At 34.2% G+C, this 18,021-nt stretch carries 11 protein-coding genes and 1 pseudogene; 5 read left to right on the forward strand and 7 right to left on the reverse strand.

All coding sequences use genetic code 11. The annotated features are described in order from the left end of the window. Positions 1-63: 63 nt before the first annotated feature. Entirely contained in the window at positions 64-2,082 is a 2,019-nt protein-coding gene (locus tag A9G09_RS07365; protein ID WP_065634223.1) for a KUP/HAK/KT family potassium transporter, read from the reverse strand. A 621-nt stretch (positions 2,083-2,703) separates the two neighbouring features. Between A9G09_RS07365 and A9G09_RS07370 the strand changes: the two genes are divergently transcribed. Together A9G09_RS07370 and frdD are read left to right on the forward strand one after the other, a co-directional pair. Further along, positions 2,704-3,108 (forward strand): hypothetical protein, encoded by a 405-nt coding sequence (locus A9G09_RS07370; protein ID WP_065634224.1) that lies wholly within the window; start codon positions 2,704-2,706, stop codon positions 3,106-3,108. 14 nt (positions 3,109-3,122) lie between these two features. Further along, positions 3,123-3,491 carry a fumarate reductase subunit FrdD gene (gene frdD, locus A9G09_RS07375; RefSeq protein ID WP_176700963.1) on the forward strand — a complete coding sequence of 123 codons (369 nt, stop codon included), beginning with the start codon at positions 3,123-3,125 and terminating at the stop codon, positions 3,489-3,491. 70 nt (positions 3,492-3,561) lie between these two features. On the opposite strand, the gene A9G09_RS07380 is transcribed toward frdD, so the two are convergent. The 6 genes and pseudogenes from A9G09_RS07380 to A9G09_RS07405 all read right to left on the reverse strand — a co-directional run bounded on the left by A9G09_RS07380 (position 3,562) and on the right by A9G09_RS07405 (position 11,490). Continuing rightward, positions 3,562-4,425 (reverse strand): hypothetical protein, encoded by an 864-nt coding sequence (locus A9G09_RS07380; RefSeq protein WP_065634225.1) that lies wholly within the window; start codon positions 4,423-4,425, stop codon positions 3,562-3,564. Between the two features lie 207 nt (positions 4,426-4,632). Then, positions 4,633-6,207 (reverse strand): annotated as a pseudogene (gene yejF, locus A9G09_RS07385) (microcin C ABC transporter ATP-binding protein YejF); the annotation flags it as partial. Continuing rightward, entirely contained in the window at positions 6,204-7,235 is a 1,032-nt protein-coding gene (locus A9G09_RS07390; RefSeq protein ID WP_065634227.1) for an ABC transporter permease, read from the reverse strand. The pseudogene yejF and the gene A9G09_RS07390, both read right to left, overlap by 4 nt. After that, entirely contained in the window at positions 7,235-8,323 is a 1,089-nt protein-coding gene (locus A9G09_RS07395; protein ID WP_065634228.1) for a microcin C ABC transporter permease YejB, read from the reverse strand. Before A9G09_RS07395 ends, A9G09_RS07390 begins: the two co-directional genes overlap by 1 nt. A 1-nt stretch (position 8,324) precedes the next feature. After that, complete coding sequence (locus A9G09_RS07400; protein WP_218056865.1) at positions 8,325-10,280, reverse strand: extracellular solute-binding protein; 1,956 nt, start codon at positions 10,278-10,280, stop codon at positions 8,325-8,327. Positions 10,281-11,001: 721 nt separating this feature from the next. Continuing rightward, complete coding sequence (locus A9G09_RS07405; RefSeq protein WP_065634229.1) at positions 11,002-11,490, reverse strand: hypothetical protein; 489 nt, start codon at positions 11,488-11,490, stop codon at positions 11,002-11,004. 513 nt (positions 11,491-12,003) lie between these two features. Here A9G09_RS07405 and A9G09_RS07410 point away from each other — a divergent pair. The 3 genes from A9G09_RS07410 to A9G09_RS07420 are packed head-to-tail and all read left to right on the forward strand — an operon-like array spanning position 12,004 to position 17,997. After that, complete coding sequence (locus A9G09_RS07410; protein ID WP_065634230.1) at positions 12,004-14,475, forward strand: type VI secretion system Vgr family protein; 2,472 nt, start codon at positions 12,004-12,006, stop codon at positions 14,473-14,475. Further along, a complete protein-coding gene (locus A9G09_RS07415; protein WP_065634231.1) occupies positions 14,475-15,332 on the forward strand; it encodes a DUF4123 domain-containing protein in 858 nt (285 codons plus the stop codon). The genes A9G09_RS07410 and A9G09_RS07415 overlap by 1 nt, the downstream gene beginning before the upstream one ends. Beyond that, positions 15,319-17,997, forward strand: a complete 2,679-nt coding sequence (locus A9G09_RS07420) for a T6SS effector BTH_I2691 family protein (protein ID WP_065634232.1) — start codon at positions 15,319-15,321, stop codon at positions 17,995-17,997. The genes A9G09_RS07415 and A9G09_RS07420 overlap by 14 nt, the downstream gene beginning before the upstream one ends. Positions 17,998-18,021: the final 24 nt, after the last annotated feature.

Raw genomic sequence — 18,021 nt, forward strand, 5'->3', positions numbered from 1 at the left:
CTATATTAATGAACGTTTATTGAATGATGACTATTGTACGCTATTTTTTAATTTTCGTTGAATTCAATTATGATCGGTATCGGATATGGCATCTGCAATGTCCTGATCAGTTGTAATTCCCATCTGTGATTGCTCAATAAGTTGTTTTAACGTTTCACAGTCTGATTCATACTCGTTAGCAATCATTGGCACAAATTCCACTAATGTTAATGTTGGATCGATATCAAACATTTCAGCATCAGAGGTAAATTTCGTTTTAATAAAAGAGTAAATAGCCAGCATTGGGCGATTGATAAAATTGACATCTACGTTTCGTAATGTACGTTCAACAATAACATATAAACTATCACCTCGTTGTTCTTTTATTGAAGGATAGCGTGATGACAAATTAACTAAATTTTGTTGCTCCATTCTAGTTGCAATTAATTGTACATATTGTTCAACATGCATGTCGACTTTAAAACCAATATTCAAATCGATACGAAACACTTTATATGGCACTAAAACTTCAACTTGATACTCAAATTTATAGGGTTCATCCATGCGATTAATTGAAACAAACCAATATGTATCAGCGCGTTTAGGTTTCCGTTCAAATAACGAGTAAGTGATTTTACTTTCAACCGCATGTAACCCTTGTGCTCGGGTTAAGTAAAAAAGATGGGTTGCGGTTTTATCAATAGTTTTATCATGGCTAATTGCTACAATTTTAGCTAAATATTCAGCATCTAATTTAACAAATGAATTATGCTCACGTTTTAAACGACGCCCTGTAAACCATGAATACATAATAATAAATATAAAACCGGCAATTAAAATAGAGGCAAACCCACCATGGAAGAATTTTTGGATATTAGCGACAAAAAAACCAATTTCAATTACCATAAAAAATAATGTCAGTGGGACACTATACCAAAGTGGCTTATTATTTTTCATAAAATAGAAAAATAACAATACGGTGGTCATTAACATGCTAAGAGTAATGGCTAATCCATAAGCCGCTTCTAAATTAATTGAGGATTGAAAACTTATTACCATCAATGCAGAAAGCGTAAACAATATATAATTAATCGATCTTATATACATCTGGCCTTTAATCAGAGTTGGATATTTCACCCGCACATTTGGCCATAAATCTAATGAAATAGCTTCGCTAATTATGGTAAAAGCACCGCTAATTAAGGCTTGACACGCAATAAACGCAGCCAATGCCGACATAATAATCCCCGTTAATCTAAACCACTCTGGCATCATCATAAAAAATGGATTGACATCAGGACCAATTATTTGCGGATGAGAAATCACCCATGCCGCTTGACCTAAATAATTGATAATCAGGCAGCTCTTTACATATCCCCAAGAAATACGAATGTTTTTCAGTCCACAATGGCCTAAATCAGAATAAAGTGCTTCAGCCCCTGTTGTGCACATAAAAATAGCACCTAAGATAACTAATGCATCGGGCGCTTCAATAATAAATCTTATCGCATACATAGGATTAAAAGCGGCTAACACATTCAAATGCGGCAATAATCGATACAGTCCTAAAATACCCAATGTTGAAAACCAAATCAGCATTCCAACGCCAAAAAATCGTCCTAAAGAGCCGGTGCCAAAAGGTTGGATAAAAAATAGTACCGCAATTAAAAGTAAGGTGACTGGAATGATTGGAATACTAGAATAAATAACATTTAGGCCTTCAATTGCAGTGATAATGGTAATAGCAGGTGTGATAGCGCCATCTGCTAGTAACGCTGCTGCCCCAATAATTGCAATAATAAATGTCCACTGGTAACGTCGCCGAATTAAAGCATATAAGGATAAAATTCCTCCTTCACCTTTATTATCGGCTCGCAATGTGATAATCACATATTTTAAGGTAGTTTGAATAGTCAATGTCCAAATTACACAAGAGACGGCGCCCAAAATATAGAAAGGGTTTGCCCATTGATTATTAGGTAAACCATGAATGATAGACTTCAGCACATACAGCGGCGATGTACCGATATCCCCATAGACAATACCAATGGCACTAATAATACCCACAATTCCGACTGGAATTTTATGACTTGAGTTGTTCATTTTCGTTTAAATCAAAACATCCTTGTTATAACTAGCATAATATCGAGGATGCAAATAATATAGCGTTAGTAAGTTTTGTTGCTATATTATTCAATTATCCAAAAAATACAAATAATAATTAATCGTTGCACAAAATTTGTGATAGTTAATACTAAATCACTACTTTTCTTAAAAAAATTAACTTTATCACCATGAAAATAAAAGATATTTTCTAAATTATTAATTCTAATAATCATCATTAATCAATAATACTTTATTGATGCAACTATAAGAATAATAATGATTGTTGTTTCTTTACCTTGATTATAACTGTTTAGGTAAAAATTAAGTAAATCGAAATAGTTTAATGTTTTGCTCTGTGTCATTTGACAAGATGTTTTTCATCTAGCTTTTATCAAATGAATAAAAGAACCATGTTTTTAATAACACTGGTAAACGCACGATTCAATAACTTATATTTGCGGCACGATATGCCAAGCCTAATCATAGTGAAAATCGCTATTATAAATAATCTTAAATTAACGACATGGATTAGTTTTACTATTATAATGAGTGATCCAACTTCCAATTACACTAATATAATAAATTACCTAGTTTAGAATAGGCAATGTAAAGAAATTTATGAATAAAAAAAATAACAATCAATATCCTATAGAAAATTATCTTAATAATCTTTCACCAAAACCGAATTGGCTATTATCTATCATACAAAAATTGGTACCCTTTTCTATGATTTGGGTAAGTCTTGTATTAATGTACGGGGTCATTTGTATGTATACCAATATGATGGGACAAGATGAGTTTTATCGTTTTATCTTTTTTTTACAAAGTCCTTTTGTGATTGTACTTAATTGTATTGCCTTACTAGGAGCAATTTACCATTCAATACGTTGGTTTAACTTAACGCCAAACGTAGTTTTTTCGGCGAATTCAACTAAAACAACCAAGTGTTACCTACTTACAGCAGGTTTATGGTTCGTTTCGATCATCATTTCAATTTGCTTACTGTTATTTATTTTAAGATAAACGGTCTTTACATCATGAAAAATCAACAAATCCAAACACAGCACTTAGAACAAAAAAAGCAAGGAAAAGTAGCAAAAGGATTGTTTGCTTTAGGAGGAATATGGGCAGCAATTTTTTCGCCAGTGATTATTATCATAATGGCTTATATTATTCCTTTTGGTGATGCAACAACGCGTTCTTATATTTTAAAAATAGCAAACACAGAAGTAGGAAAACTATTTTTATTTTTAATGATATCTCTACCTATTTGGTGTGGATTACAACAGATATTAACGATATTACATCAATTTAATATTTACCCAAAACGTGAAAAAATGCTAACTTACGGGCTAGCTCTTGCTTGGACTTTACATGCAATTTATATTCTTTTTATACGAATATAAATCAAATATAATTCTTATAATCATTAAAAAGGGTTATTTAATAAATAACCCTCAGTTAGAACGGTAAACATCAGTAATAATTAATCTGCCTACTAATTTGAGTTTGTTTATCACTTTGATCGACTTTCACTTTACTGGCTGTAAGCCAATCGTTTTTATCATTAAACGTTAAAAATTGAGTCATATAATTTGCAACATTCTTACCACTTGACCAATAAGAAGTTTGTATTGAGCTTAAACGGTGATTATTATCAAACTGATATAAAAAATCATTTTCATTTTTCATATTGTTACTAAATTGATACAAAACTTTAGCCAATTGCTGTTGCTGGTAAGCAAAAGTATAAGATGAACCACCATTTTGATCTACACCAGTAAATTTTCCTTTCTCATCAACACCCTTAAGTTTCCATTGTACATTTTTACTAATTAGACAATTATTCGCATCATACTGATAGCTGTCAGTTTCAATAAAGATAAAATCAACTGCTTTTTTGGCTTGTTGTGATTCAACAATTTTACCTTGGTTATCGGTTTTAAATTGAATGATACTATTTGTTCTATCTTCCACATCTTCAATAATATTTTCCCATCCAACATTGGTTTTTTGCAGATGTTCAGAATAAACGCGTTGATTTTCGTTTGAAAACAGCTCATATTGACTCTGCGTTATCAGTCCATTCGAGTCATAATCTAAGGTATGCTTAGCAGTAGAACTGATACTATTTCCCTTATCAAGTTTAGTTGCTATAGAGCGTACTTCTTGCTTAATACCTTTAGTTGGCAAATCAATATAATCTAAAATTTGAAAAATATAATTATTGGCTGAAACCAAATTCTCAGCAGGATTATCGTTACAAGTCAAAGCGGTTGCATTTAACGAAATCAACGATAAGCATGGTGTGAATAAAAAAGGTAAAATATATTTATGCATGATTATCCTATAAAGTGAATTAATTTATTAATCGTGTTATAAACTTGAAGTAATTTAATTATCGACATAGCGATGACTTTTTCCCATTAATAAAGCATCGGTCCAATCGACTTGTTCTTCTACTTTTGCATCATTTTTATCTTTGTTATTTACCATATCTGCATGAATAAATGTTTTATTTTTAGCTTTAAGTGGTTTATCTAAAAACGAAAGTAACGTTTTGGTATATTCATTTTGCGCAGAATAAAAGATCTTTTCTCGCGAGCCTTGCTCGACAATTTTACCCTCTTTCATCACAACCACTTGATGACACATTGAATAAACTAAGGCTAAATCATGACTAATAAACAGATAACTAAGCTGATATTTTTGTTGCAATGATTTGAGCAAATGAATTATTTGCTTTTGAATTGTATGATCTAAAGATGACGTAGGCTCATCTAAAACTAACAATTCAGGTTTTAAAATTAAAGCTCGCGCAATCGCAATACGCTGACGCTGTCCACCTGAAAACTCCGTTGGATAGCGGTATCGCATATTGGGATCGAGCCCTACTTCTTGCATAATATCAATTAATGCCTGCTCTTGTTCCGCTTTAGTCAATTTTTTATGAGTTGTTAAACCTTCACAAATAATCTGTTCTATATTAAAACGTGGATTGAGTGACGAAAATGGATCTTGGAATACCACTTGGATTCTGCTACGAAATGGCAGTAATTTTTTTCCTGTTAAATGCTGTATTGGATAACTATCAAATAAAATATCGCCGTGTGATTTTATCAAACGCAATACCGCTAATGCGGTAGTTGTTTTACCCGAACCCGATTCCCCAACAATGCCAACTGTTTCGCCTTGATGCACAGTAAAACCAACATTGTCGACAATTTTCTTTTTTTGGCTACTCAAAAGCCGTTTTTTAGTAGTCACTTCAACATCAAGATGATTGACATTCAGTAAGATTCCTGGTGTATCAGGTAACGGAACAGGATCGCCACTCGGTTCTGAATTGAGTAATGTTTGCGTATATTCATGCTCCGACCGTAAAAAAATACGCTGCTTATTATTATATTCAACTATGTCACCTTGCTGCATAACCGCAACTTTATCGGCTAACTTTTTGACAATACCTAAATTATGAGAAATGAATAACATACTCATGTTTAATTCATTTTTTAGTTCTTTAAGTAACTGAATGATCTGTGCTTGTACTGATACATCTAACGCGGTTGTGGGTTCATCAGCAATCAATAATTTAGGATGAGTTAAAATTGCCATCGCAATCATCACTCGCTGCCGTTCGCCGCCAGACAGTTGGTGGGGAAAAGCGGATAATTTATTTTTTGGATCTTTTATGCCAACACGATCAAGGTATTGTAAAATTTCGCTTCGAGCAGCATTAGCGCGCATACCTCGGTGCAAAGATAACACTTCGTACAACTGTTTTTCTACTGTGTGCAGTGGATTAAGCGATACCATAGGTTCTTGGAAAATCATACTTACCTGATTACCTCGAATCTGACGAAGTACTTTATCGGGTGCATGTAGTAATGATTGATCTTCAAACACAATATCGCCGGTAGGGTAAGACACTAAGCTTTTAGGTAGCAAACGCAAAATAGACAAAGCGGTTACACTTTTACCCGAGCCTGACTCGCCGACTAATGCTAGCGTTTCTTGCTCGTGAATATCAAAACTTATATTATTTACCACTTGCAATAATGTGTTACTTTCATGCTTAAAAGCAATACTCAAATCCTCAACAGACAGTAAAGGAGAACTCATCGATACCCTCCTTTGTTAGGTTCGAATGCATCTCTAACTGCTTCTCCAATAAAAATAAGCAGTGAAAGCAAAGTAGCAATAATCAAAAACGAACTAATACCAAGCCATGGAGCCTGCAAGTTATTTTTTCCTTGTAACAATAAACGACCAAGCGAAGGCGAATCAATAGGCAAACCAAATCCCAAAAAATCAAGCGACGTTAATGTAGTAATTGAACCACATAAAATAAAAGGTAAAAATGTCAATGTTGCCACCATTGCATTAGGTAGAATATGACGAAACATAATTTTAACATCACCGACCCCCATCGCTTTAGCTGCACGTATATAGTCAAAATTACGTGTTCGTAAAAATTCAGTTCGTACAATACCCGATAAAGCCATCCAACCAAATAGTACCGTGATTGCCAATAACCACCAAAAATCAAGAGGCAAAATACTGGCAAGTAAAATAATGACAAACAACTCTGGTAATCCACACCAAATTTCAATAAAGCGTTGTCCGATTAAATCAATTTTACCACCGTAATAACCTTGTATTGCCCCAATAATTACCGCAATAATTGTAGTAAAAACGGTCAGTAAAATGGCAAAAAACATCGAAATACGAAAACCATATAAAATATTAGCAAGCACATCAAAACCTGCATCAGTTGTTCCTAACCAATGCGACGCTGAAGGTGGGGTTGGAAACGTCGTTGGCGTGTCATAAATTAACGTATTATAACTATAGCGAAAAGGTGCCCATAAAATCCAACCATTAGATTCTATTTTTTGTTGTACCTTTGGATCTAAATAATTTGTTTGAGTGCTAAATTGTCCACCAAATTCAGTTTCGGGATAAAAGTGAAAAATAGGCGAATAGTAGTTATCTTGGTATTTGATAAAAATCGGTCTATCATTGGCGATAAAATCAGAAAACAAGCTAATAACAAACAACAAAGAAAACAGCCAAAGCGAATAGTATCCACGTCGATTATGTTTAAATCGTTGCCAACGTTGCTGATTAATAGAATAATGGCTGTTCATCAGTTGCGTGCCTCAAAGTCAATGCGTGGATCGATTATCATATAAGATAAATCAGACAACAGTTTGGCAATTAGTCCAATCAACGTAAATATATATAGTGATCCAAAAATGACTGGATAATCACGTTGAATAATGGCTTCATAGCCTAATAGCCCAAGCCCATTGAGTGAAAAAATAATTTCGATCAATAACGAACCGGTAAATAAAATGCCAACAAAGGCAGCAGGAAAACCTGACACAATTAATAATGTCGCATTACGAAACACATGTTTATATAAAATTTGTCGTTCACTTAAACCTTTAGCTCTTGCGGTAATCACATATTGTTTACGAATTTCATCTAAAAATGAATTCTTAGTTAGCATAGTCAGTGAAGCAAAACCACTAATAACCATCGCAATAGTCGGTAGGCAAATATGCCATGCGTAATCTTTTACTTTTCCCCAAAAATCGAGTTGCTCAAAATGCGTTGAAACTAACCCTCGCAATGGAAAAATATCCCAATAACTACCGCCCGCAAATAATATTATTAACAATACAGCGAGTAAAAAAGCAGGTATTGCATATCCTATAATGATTAATGTACTTGACCAAAAATCAAATGCCGAGCCATCTTTAACAGCTTTTTTAATACCTAAAGGGATCGAAATAAGGTAAACAATTAACGTGCTCCAAAGACCAAGCGAAATCGAAACCGGTAAACTTTTAGCAATTAAACCTAATACCGATTCACTTTTAAAAAAGCTGTCACCAAAGTCAAACAACACATATTTTTTTAAAGTATCAAAATAACGTTCAATAATGGGTTTATCAAAGCCATACTGTTTTTCAATCATTGCAACAATTTGTGGATCAAGCCCGCGAGCCCCGCGATAATTAGACTCATTTTTATGCTGTGATAATTTTACTGCTGCATTATCACCTCCCGGTAATAATGCTTGACCAGAATCTGGACCATTTTCAATCATCGCTAAAGCTTGATCGACCGGACCACCAGGTGCAATTTGTACAATAAAAAAGTTAATAGTTAAAATCACAAACAACGTTGGAATAATCAATAATAAACGACGAATAAGATAATTGAGCATATTAATGTTTCCGATTCTTTGTCAGGTTAGCTGCTTTGTCAGCATCGTACCACCAACTATCGACACCAATAGCGTAAGTTGGCTGAATCGCTGGCTGCCCAAATTTGTTCCAATAAGCATAATAGGTTTTACTGTTATACCACATTGGGATCATAGGATATTCTTGCGTTAAGATGCGATCTAGCGCTCGACCAAGTGAAATTAACTCAGCTTGATTATCAACATTTTTAGTAATTTCATCAATAATACTATCGATCGCTTGGTTATGTAGCCCTGAACCATTCCATGATGAATTGAGATACTCACTACCCCATAAAATCATCAAATCTGATGTTGGATAATTAAACGCATTATAAGTCCGTGGCATCATATCGTAATCGCGTTCACGTAAGCGACGAGTCACTTGAGTATAATCAAGTGAAACAATCTTCATGGTAATACCTAAACGAGCTAAATTTTGCTGAAAAGGAATAGCATATTTAATATCATCGCCAAGATAGGTAACCAATTCAAACTCAAAAGGCTGATTGGTAGTTATATTCACTAGTTGACCATTTTTGATGATCCATCCTGCTTGTTTTAATAATTCAGCTGCAACTAATAAATTATTGCGATTAAACCCCTGACCGTCACTTTTAGGTACATAATAAGCATCACCAAACACAGCATCTGGAATAATGTTTTTATACTGCATTAACCATTTTAATTCTTGTTCGCTTGGCTTACCAATCGCTGCATAAATGGTATTTTCGAAAAAACTATATGGCCTTTTATAACTATCGTAATAAAAAGCGTGATTTAACCATTCAAAATCAAATGCCAGCGTAATGGCTTTGCGTACATTAATGTCTTTAAACAGCTCTTTTTGTAAGTTAAACGCTAACCATTTGCTATCGGTTGCTGTTTGTACAGATTTTTCTTGTTTGATAATATCCCTGGCATCAAAATACTGCCCCTGATATTGGGTAAACCAATTCTTGGGTTGACCTTCTCCACGAAAATCATATTCGCCAGCTTTAAATGCTTCTAACGAAACACTGCTATCCATATAATACTCAATACGTTTTTCATCAAAATTATTCATTCCCCTGTTTACCGGTAAATCCATAGCCCAATAATCAGGGTTACGTTTATACACAACAAACTGCCCCATTTTATAATCGCTAATAAAATAAGGACCACTGCCAACTGGAGGAATAGTTAATGGCTCTGAAAAATTATGATCTTGCCAAAAATGTTTTGGAATAACCGGCAGATTACCAACAAAAGATAGCAATTTTTCACGATCGCTTGCTGGTAGCTCAATGCGCAAATGATAATTATCAATAGCTTTAACACTAATACCCTGATTATATACTCGATACTGTGGAACACCTTCTGTCATAAATTTATGAAAGGTAAATTCAACATCTTGTGCGGTAATGGGTTTTCCATCTTGAAAACGCGCTTTGGGGTTGATTGAAACTTCAGCCCAACGATATTTGTCGGAATAAGTAATCGAGGTAGCAATGAGCGGATAAAAACTTGTGATATCATCCGCTAAATTAGTGAACAAAGTATCATATAATGATCCTGAATTTTTTTCGGGGGCTCCTCGGCTAGCATAACGATTAAAATTATCAAAAGTACCAATTTCAGCCAATTTAATTACACCACCTTTTGGCGCGTAAGGATTAACGTAATTAACATATTGAAAACCATCGTGATATTTAGGTTCACCTAATAGCGAAAAAACAGTTTGGTGATAAATTTTTTCAGTTACTGGCTTTGGACCAACAATTTCAATTAAATTATTGTCATTAGATTGATTTGCTGAAAGCACATTTGATGAAGTATTGACTTGAAATACATCTTTTTGATTTTCTTGAGCATTAACCGCTACCGAACATATGACCAACCCACTCATACAACTTGATACAAGTATTGTAGATAATTTTTGTTTGATTTGGTTGATCATCCTAATGCTATTCCTATTCAATTAGCTTAATAAATAGTTTTAAGCTTAACACTTTTATCAAAATTATAGAGTTAATAGACTATTGATAATAATGTTATCTATTTTGCCAAACTTCCATTAAATGAGCAAAATTAAATTATTCAATTTAATCATAAATGCCGACAATAACATCAATCAATTATCGTTATCATGATAACTTCGCTATATTAAGTTTATTTAGTTAGCACTGAAATTAAATAGGATGTTATATCTCGAGCTATAGCAGTTTTTAAATCATTATTATGATCAACTGTAATAATTGATAGATTTAGCCATTGTGCATAATAATTAACAATAACATTTGAAATAAATAGTATTATTGATACAGGTAAAAAAGATATGTATTTGCCAGACGCTATTTAGCCTGTTGAAAAATATGAATTGAAATATGTTAATAAGAATAGACTAAACTTTATTGCGTAAATAACAATAACATTTTATGCAGTTATTTAACACTAATTTAGTGAGCAACCACAACAACGATAAAAATGATAAGATATTCTATGTAGCTAAACGCGTTATAAAATTTAACAATATGCTTAAATAGCCAATATAAAAAATTTTGATATCAAAAAATTTCGCGTAAGTTAATATAATTAAAGATTAAAAAATTAGATTTAGTAAATTTCATCTGAATTATATTAACTTAACGACCAACCAATCAAATGAACCGGTAATAGGATTAATAAAGGCTTAAATCAGATTGCCAAAGAATATAAGGATCATAATCATCATCACCATTCGGTAAAGCACCTGTCAATGGCGTTTGTAAAAAATCAGTTTCATTTAATTGATTATTATTAATATATTCAATCTTCCATATCAATAAATCTTTTCTATTTTCGGGTTTATCTAAATTACTTGTGATATGGGATAAAGAGTTGTGATAAATGATTTGCCGCCAACACTCATCAGTATTTTTAATACAATATTTAATACTAATTGGTTGGTATTTTTTACCCTCTTTGATTAAAACGGGAACCGCTTTTTGTTCTTGATCATCAACAAAAAAAGACAAAAATAAATCATTAGCTAATTGAGCTTTATATTCAGTAAATTTAGGATTACTGGAAGATGAAGGCTGCTTTTTAAAACTTTCTTGTAGTGAATCAGCATAACTATAACTAATACATGTCATAAACAAGAAAAATACTGATATGAATTTTTTCATAAGATATTCCTTTTGTGTTAGCTTAGTAAAATAATTGAAAGTCAGTGAGTAGATAATTAATGTCGCGAGATTATAACATAATTACACTTTACCAAGATGGAAATTTAAAAAGGTAGTTCACTAATTATAATCATTATAGAAAAACAACTAAATAATTTTTAAACATTGTCCACTAAAATAAGTATTAAAATTCCACAAAATAATGAGCAACAAGATTAAATGGTATGAAATTGCTCGTATATTGACTCTAAATCGAATAAATATACTCGCAAAAAAATAATTTTATCGAATAAGCTTTGATTTTTTGATCCCAAAAAGGGATTGAACGGTTATCGGTTAATTTCAAGCATATAACAGTACATTCAATTCTATATAAATAACATTAAATATTTTATAACGTTATTTACTAAAATTAGTTATTGCAAATTTTTTAAAAAAAAGTAATTATTTACGTGGTTTAGATAATCACTATCGAATAATATTAAATAATTAAGTGTATAAAAGGACCCCAAAATGGCGAACAAATTACCCCCACTTATCAATCAACTTGGTGAAGGGTTATTGAATGAATTAATGGGAGAGGTGAGCCACAATCGCTACACCTTAACGGTGGATAACCTAATTTCGCCGATTTCTGTTTTACGCGTTCAAGGGAATGAACAGCTTAATCAACCATGGCATTACACCATTGAATTCACTAGCATTGATAAAACCTTATCGCCCGATACGTTACTTAACCAAAATGCGTCATTTTCTTTTAATCCTGCTATTAAAAACATGCTGGGAACAGCAATTCGTTCCTTAAGTGAGCTACCTGTTCAAAGTGACTTACGTAAAATTTATGGTGTCATTACCCGTTTTAGTTTGTTATCGGTAAGTAAAGAACAGGCACATTATCAGATAGTGTTGTCTCCCCGTTTAGCAAAATTAGCACTGAATCGAAATAATGCGATATACCAAAACCAAAGTGTGATTAGTGTGGTTGAAGAAGTGCTACACAGTCACGGTTTTACTGGCATTGATTATCGGCTGGAATTAAACAATCGCTATCCTGAACGTGAATTTATTACTCAATGGCAAGAGAGTGATTTAAGCTTTATACAACGTCTGTTAGCCGATGTTGGTGTTTGGTTTCGTTTTGAAACCCATGCCGAGCACAATTGTGATGTGATAGTTATCAGTGATTACGAACAAGGTTATGAGCAAGTCAATAACATTGATTATCAATTACCCAATGGCACATTAGATGGCGGAACAGAAAGTATCTGGGATATTCAGTTACGCAGTCGGGTTGTGGAGTCATCAGTTAAGGTTCAAGATTACAACTACCGTGACGCCAAAGCCAATTTACTGGGTTATGTCAATACTCAACCCAATGACAGCACCACCTATGGAATTGATTACCGTTATGGCGAGCACTACAAAGGGTCAAGCCCTAATATTCAAGAAGATAAACAACGTGGTGATAAAGATAACGTCAATAACCAAATCGAACAACACTATTTTATTGAAAGCGGGCAATGGTATGCCCAAATTCGACATGAACAGGCAATTAGTCAAAAAATAGTAATTAGCGGAAAAAGCAATCGTGCCAATTTGACACCGGGACAACGTATTCAGATTAACAGCAGTCCGCTAGTTGATATTGATGATGGTGTAATTATTTTAAGCGTGGAAGGTAAAGGCAATCGTACAGATGCTTATGAACTAAGTTTTACAGCCATACCATATCAGGTATTAAAACCATACCGCCCTGCACCCTTAATGTGGCCACAAATCATGGGCACTTTACCTGCACGGGTGACCAGCCCAGACAATGATACTTACGGCTATATTGATACGCAAGGACGGTATCGGGTTAAATTTAATTATGACCTAAAAGAGTGGAAAAAAGGTTGCGAAAGTTTATGGGTCAGACTGGCAAAACCGTATGCAGGTGGCACCTATGGTTTCCACTTTCCGCTAATAGACGGCACGGAAGTTGCCATTGCGTTTATGGACGGTAATCCAGACCGCCCGTATATTGCCCATGCCATGCATGACAGTACGCACCCCGACCATGTAACTACCATAAACAAACATCGCAATGTGATTCGTACACCAACCAATAATAAATTACGCATGGATGACAAACGAGGGCAAGAGCATATCAAGCTGGCGACCGAATACGGCAAAACACAACTCAATATTGGACATCTTGTTAACAATAACAAAGAACAACGGGGTGAAGGGTTTGAGCTACGTACCGATGAATGGGGGGCAATTGCGGCGAACCGAGGATTGTATCTGACCAGTCAAACCGAGCCGAAAGCACACGGCAATCAACTAGACATGCAAGGTGCGATCACCCAACTGGAAAATGCCTTATCGATAGCCAAAGCACTGCAAAATGCTGCCAATCAATCCCAAGCACACGGTGCAGACACCAACAGTCAAGACCAGCTCAAGGCAAATTTAACCAACTTAACCCTAAGTGGCATTCTCGCATATGCACAAGAAGGCATTGCATTAACTAGTCCGGAAAATATTCAATTATCGACGGATAACAGTGTGACGGTCACGACAGAAAACCAAACCGACATCACGGCATTAAAAAACATCACATTATCATCGGGTGAAGCGATAGGATTATTTGCCCACAAATCTGGGATGAAAGTATTTGCTAATCAAGGCGATATTAACGTACAAGCCCAAAATGCCAATCTAAATATGGCGGCTAAACAAGATATTAAAATTGATAGTGTTGACGGTAATATTGAGTTTACAGCAACACAAGAAATGACATTAATTTGCGGTGGTTCGTACATAAAAATCAACGAAGCAGGTATTGAGTTAGGTTCGCCAGCTAATGCCTATTTTAAATGCAATGCGATGCAAAAAATGGGAACAGCGCAAACAAATATTCAAAATGAATTGCCTCCAATTTGCAATGGAGTCAAGCAGGACGAAGCTGAAAAACATGCAATTGTTGTGGAAAGGCAATAATGATTGAACTCATACCAGAACAGGAAATCAATAAAATAATCGCAAAACAAATTCAGCAATTTGGACAAATACATTTTTTAATTGATCCACAAATTAATGACAATTTTTTTTGGGAACATAATGTTGAATTCGATTCAATAGTACCAATCAGAGACAGGCAAGACACCGTATCCTCTGATCATGAATGTTTGCAATTATGCACAATAAAAAAAGGGTCTGCTGATATTAATCCACTAGTAGCGGAGTTAAAAAACAATCAAACATCACTAATCGCATTGATCGCTTCACCTTATACGATTAAAGATATACAACAGCACATTAGCAATGCAATGTTTATGTCGTATCAGGCAAATTATTTTATATTACGCTTTTACGATCCGCAGGTTCTTAGGCATCTAGTTAATATTTTTGACAAACAACAAATAAGCAAAATGTTAGGTTGTGTGCAATATTGGTACTACTGGCAAGATAATTATGTGCAATTACACCATAAGCCCGAATTAATACTGTGGGATATCAACTATAAAATAACGACCATACAATGGCAACAAATCAAAATAGCACAACACTATAACGCTTACGAACATCAAACAGTAAAAAAGCAAAAAAAACCATTAACTAATAATCAGAAAAGCACACTTTGGCAGTTACTGGATTGGATTTACACGGTTACATTTAATAAACCTGATCAGCAAAAAATGGATTATATAGTCAACTATTCAATGGTTAAATCGGAACACGTTTTCCAACAAATTGATCATGATTTATTTATCAATCTAATCAGAAATCAGACAGTTAGCCAATTGGAACAATATTTTAATAGTTTAGATAAGGAACATGAAGATGCCAGCAATTGATCAATTATTATATACAATATTAATGGCAAAAGCCTACGAAAATAATTCTGGCAAACGCTGCCCAAAGTGCCAAGAAAAAGAAGGCGATTTAATTGTTCTACCAACCCGGTTATCAATCACAGGCTATTTAGCCCAAAATAAAGTATTAAAAGATGGTTCTGAGGCGAAAATAGAATTGCCTCAGTTACCTGATTTTGCCCAAAAAATGGTGTCAGACATACCATTAGAACACTCTAATTATTGTCTACAAATATTACGACAAGGGTATTTATATGTGCTTGTAGATTTTAAAAACGGGCAAAAAAAGTGGCGAATATTTTCGTCCAGCCCTGAGGGGTGCTTAACGGAATATAGCAACAACAACACCATACCGAATATTCCCCCCACATATAACTGTAACATTGCAACTGACGGCGCAGATGCATCATATATTAGTTTTAAAAACAGTAAAGACATCTTTAAAATCTATTTTGTATTCAGTCCAAATAAAATCAGTAATGCCAGATTAGAACTTTATCAAGATACCCCAGAATTTGAACTGTCAGGCATGACACCAGACCAGATTCGTAATGGCCAAACTTCGTTAAAAACCCAAGATATTCTGACAAATATTCTCGAAATATCAACAGCAATTGATATAGCTAAGCAAGAAGCGTTTTTAAACAGCAAACCCGTGTTTGAATTTAGAATGGGGGAACGAGATCACGCAAATAGGCAATTACAAGTTATCCAAGATATTTATACTACTCGCACCACCTATTATGATAAAAATATACTACGAACTTACATACGCTATATATCGCTTTATAACAAGTTAAGAAAGCGTCAAGGTGTGGCAATAGTCGTTAATGATGCAATTGGCATAACCCAAAGTTTAAATAACCGATATCATCAAGCACTTGAAAAAGAGATGAAACCTTGGATGGAAAGCAAAGATTCGGAAGGCATATCCAACGAACACCGCTTAATTATCTTAAGACAGCTATTAGGTTTTAAAGAATCATTTCGAGAAAGACGCATTAAAGAAATGATAAACAAACAAGATCAATATTATGATTACGTTATAACATTTGGTGATGACGCTGGATTATCAGATGAAATGAAAGAAGCTCTAAATAGAGGAATTGAAAAAGACAGAAAACAGTATGTTGAAAATATTGATAACGTTTATACCCCAAAGCTATCAGAAGATGAATTTGAAAAAAAATATTGGAATCGCTTATCACCAGATAAGCTTAAAAAATTTGAAGAAGAATTCAATGAACACAACAAGTTAGCCGAACAGCTTGCCGCAAAGCGTATCGATGATTACTTAAAATGGTTAAAATCACAGCAATTACTCTCGGCTTTATATTTATATGATGATACCATTCCTTTAGACGGAATTATGTTTCAATTACAAATGGGTGTTTGCCTGTGTGGTGCAAATAGTTCATCAAAAGTTAGAAAAGTTTTGGACGAATGGTGGCTTGAACCGCAAATAACCCCTACAAATTTATGTATGCGAACCTATCTTTTTAATAATAAAACCTTAATCGCCGATATTAACGAATATCTGGACATACAACAAAATATAGCAATTAACGAATCTGACAACAAAGAACATCTGCCGGATGTGGATACAGCCATTAACCTACTTAACAAATTGACTGAACATGTTAATCAAACAGGTCCGCTCATAGAAAAATTAGCGAAACGAGGCTTTCCCATAGCATTATTATCGGTTACTTTTGCTGATTTAGTCAGAAGCTTTTTAAGCGTCACAACTCAAAAATTTAATCAAAATATTAAAAACCGCTTAGGTAACCTAATTTTTGCACATATTAGTGATAAAGCTTTGGAGATGTATGACTCGGGTTATAATATCAATGGCCATTCTTTTAAAGCCACGCCTAAACGGGGGGCTTCACAAATAACACGAGTTGCGCGTGAAAATTTTAATAATGCCGATTTAGTTAATACCAAAATTGCCATGATGATATTTGCATTCAGTAGTTACGAAACACTCAAAAAAATAATCAATCGTGAATGGAAAAATACCCGAGAATTAGCCGAACTAAGCGCATCCCTAATGGCAACTACAGCAGCAGGCGCGCAAATCCTGACCAGTGCAATAAAGTGCTGTATCGAAAACAACCCAACATCAAAAACCGCTACCGTCACCTATACTGCTTTTGGGCGATTATTTTTATGGTCGGCAAGTTTATCGTTAATTGCAGGAGGAATATCGGCGGTGTTGGATATTTTTGATGCGATTAAAGAAAAAAATAAAATTATCATTATTGCTTATTCTACTAGGGCTCTAGCTACAATATTATTTAGTATTTCCCAATTTTTAGTTACTCTAGGGGCATTAGTGCCTTGGTTAGATAATATTATCACAACCAGTATCGAACGGACTATTTGGGTAAAAGTGGCTGAAATCGGGTTAGTCATAGGTCGCTTTGCTATCGGTCGAGCAATGGCGGCGGTGCTGGCATTAATCAGTTTTTACGTTTCTATGATTATTATTGTGGTCAGTATCTACCTGATTATCGTTGATATCAATGCCATGCAAAAATGGTTTGATCGCTGCTGTTTTAGTGGCAAACTTGAACGTAAACCCTTTGATGATCTCGGCGAAGAACTTACAGAATGGCATCAAGCCATACAGGAGACTTTTTAATATGTACGCAGGCGAATTTTTATT

Source organism: Gilliamella sp. wkB292 (assembly GCF_001690235.1).
Lineage (GTDB): Bacteria > Pseudomonadota > Gammaproteobacteria > Enterobacterales > Orbaceae > Gilliamella > Gilliamella apicola_F.

Coding starts and splice junctions, on each gene's coding strand:
- A9G09_RS07370 (WP_065634224.1), top strand. CDS start 2,704: ATGAATAAAAAAAATAACAATCAATATCCTATAGAAAATTATCTTAAT.
- A9G09_RS07400 (WP_218056865.1), bottom strand. CDS start 10,280: ATGATCAACCAAATCAAACAAAAATTATCTACAATACTTGTATCAAGT.
- A9G09_RS07420 (WP_065634232.1), top strand. CDS start 15,319: ATGCCAGCAATTGATCAATTATTATATACAATATTAATGGCAAAAGCC.
- A9G09_RS07410 (WP_065634230.1), top strand. CDS start 12,004: ATGGCGAACAAATTACCCCCACTTATCAATCAACTTGGTGAAGGGTTA.
- A9G09_RS07395 (WP_065634228.1), bottom strand. CDS start 8,323: ATGCTCAATTATCTTATTCGTCGTTTATTATTGATTATTCCAACGTTG.
- A9G09_RS07380 (WP_065634225.1), bottom strand. CDS start 4,425: ATGCATAAATATATTTTACCTTTTTTATTCACACCATGCTTATCGTTG.
- A9G09_RS07365 (WP_065634223.1), bottom strand. CDS start 2,082: ATGAACAACTCAAGTCATAAAATTCCAGTCGGAATTGTGGGTATTATT.
- A9G09_RS07415 (WP_065634231.1), top strand. CDS start 14,475: ATGATTGAACTCATACCAGAACAGGAAATCAATAAAATAATCGCAAAA.
- A9G09_RS07390 (WP_065634227.1), bottom strand. CDS start 7,235: ATGAACAGCCATTATTCTATTAATCAGCAACGTTGGCAACGATTTAAA.
- A9G09_RS07405 (WP_065634229.1), bottom strand. CDS start 11,490: ATGAAAAAATTCATATCAGTATTTTTCTTGTTTATGACATGTATTAGT.
- frdD (WP_176700963.1), top strand. CDS start 3,123: ATGAAAAATCAACAAATCCAAACACAGCACTTAGAACAAAAAAAGCAA.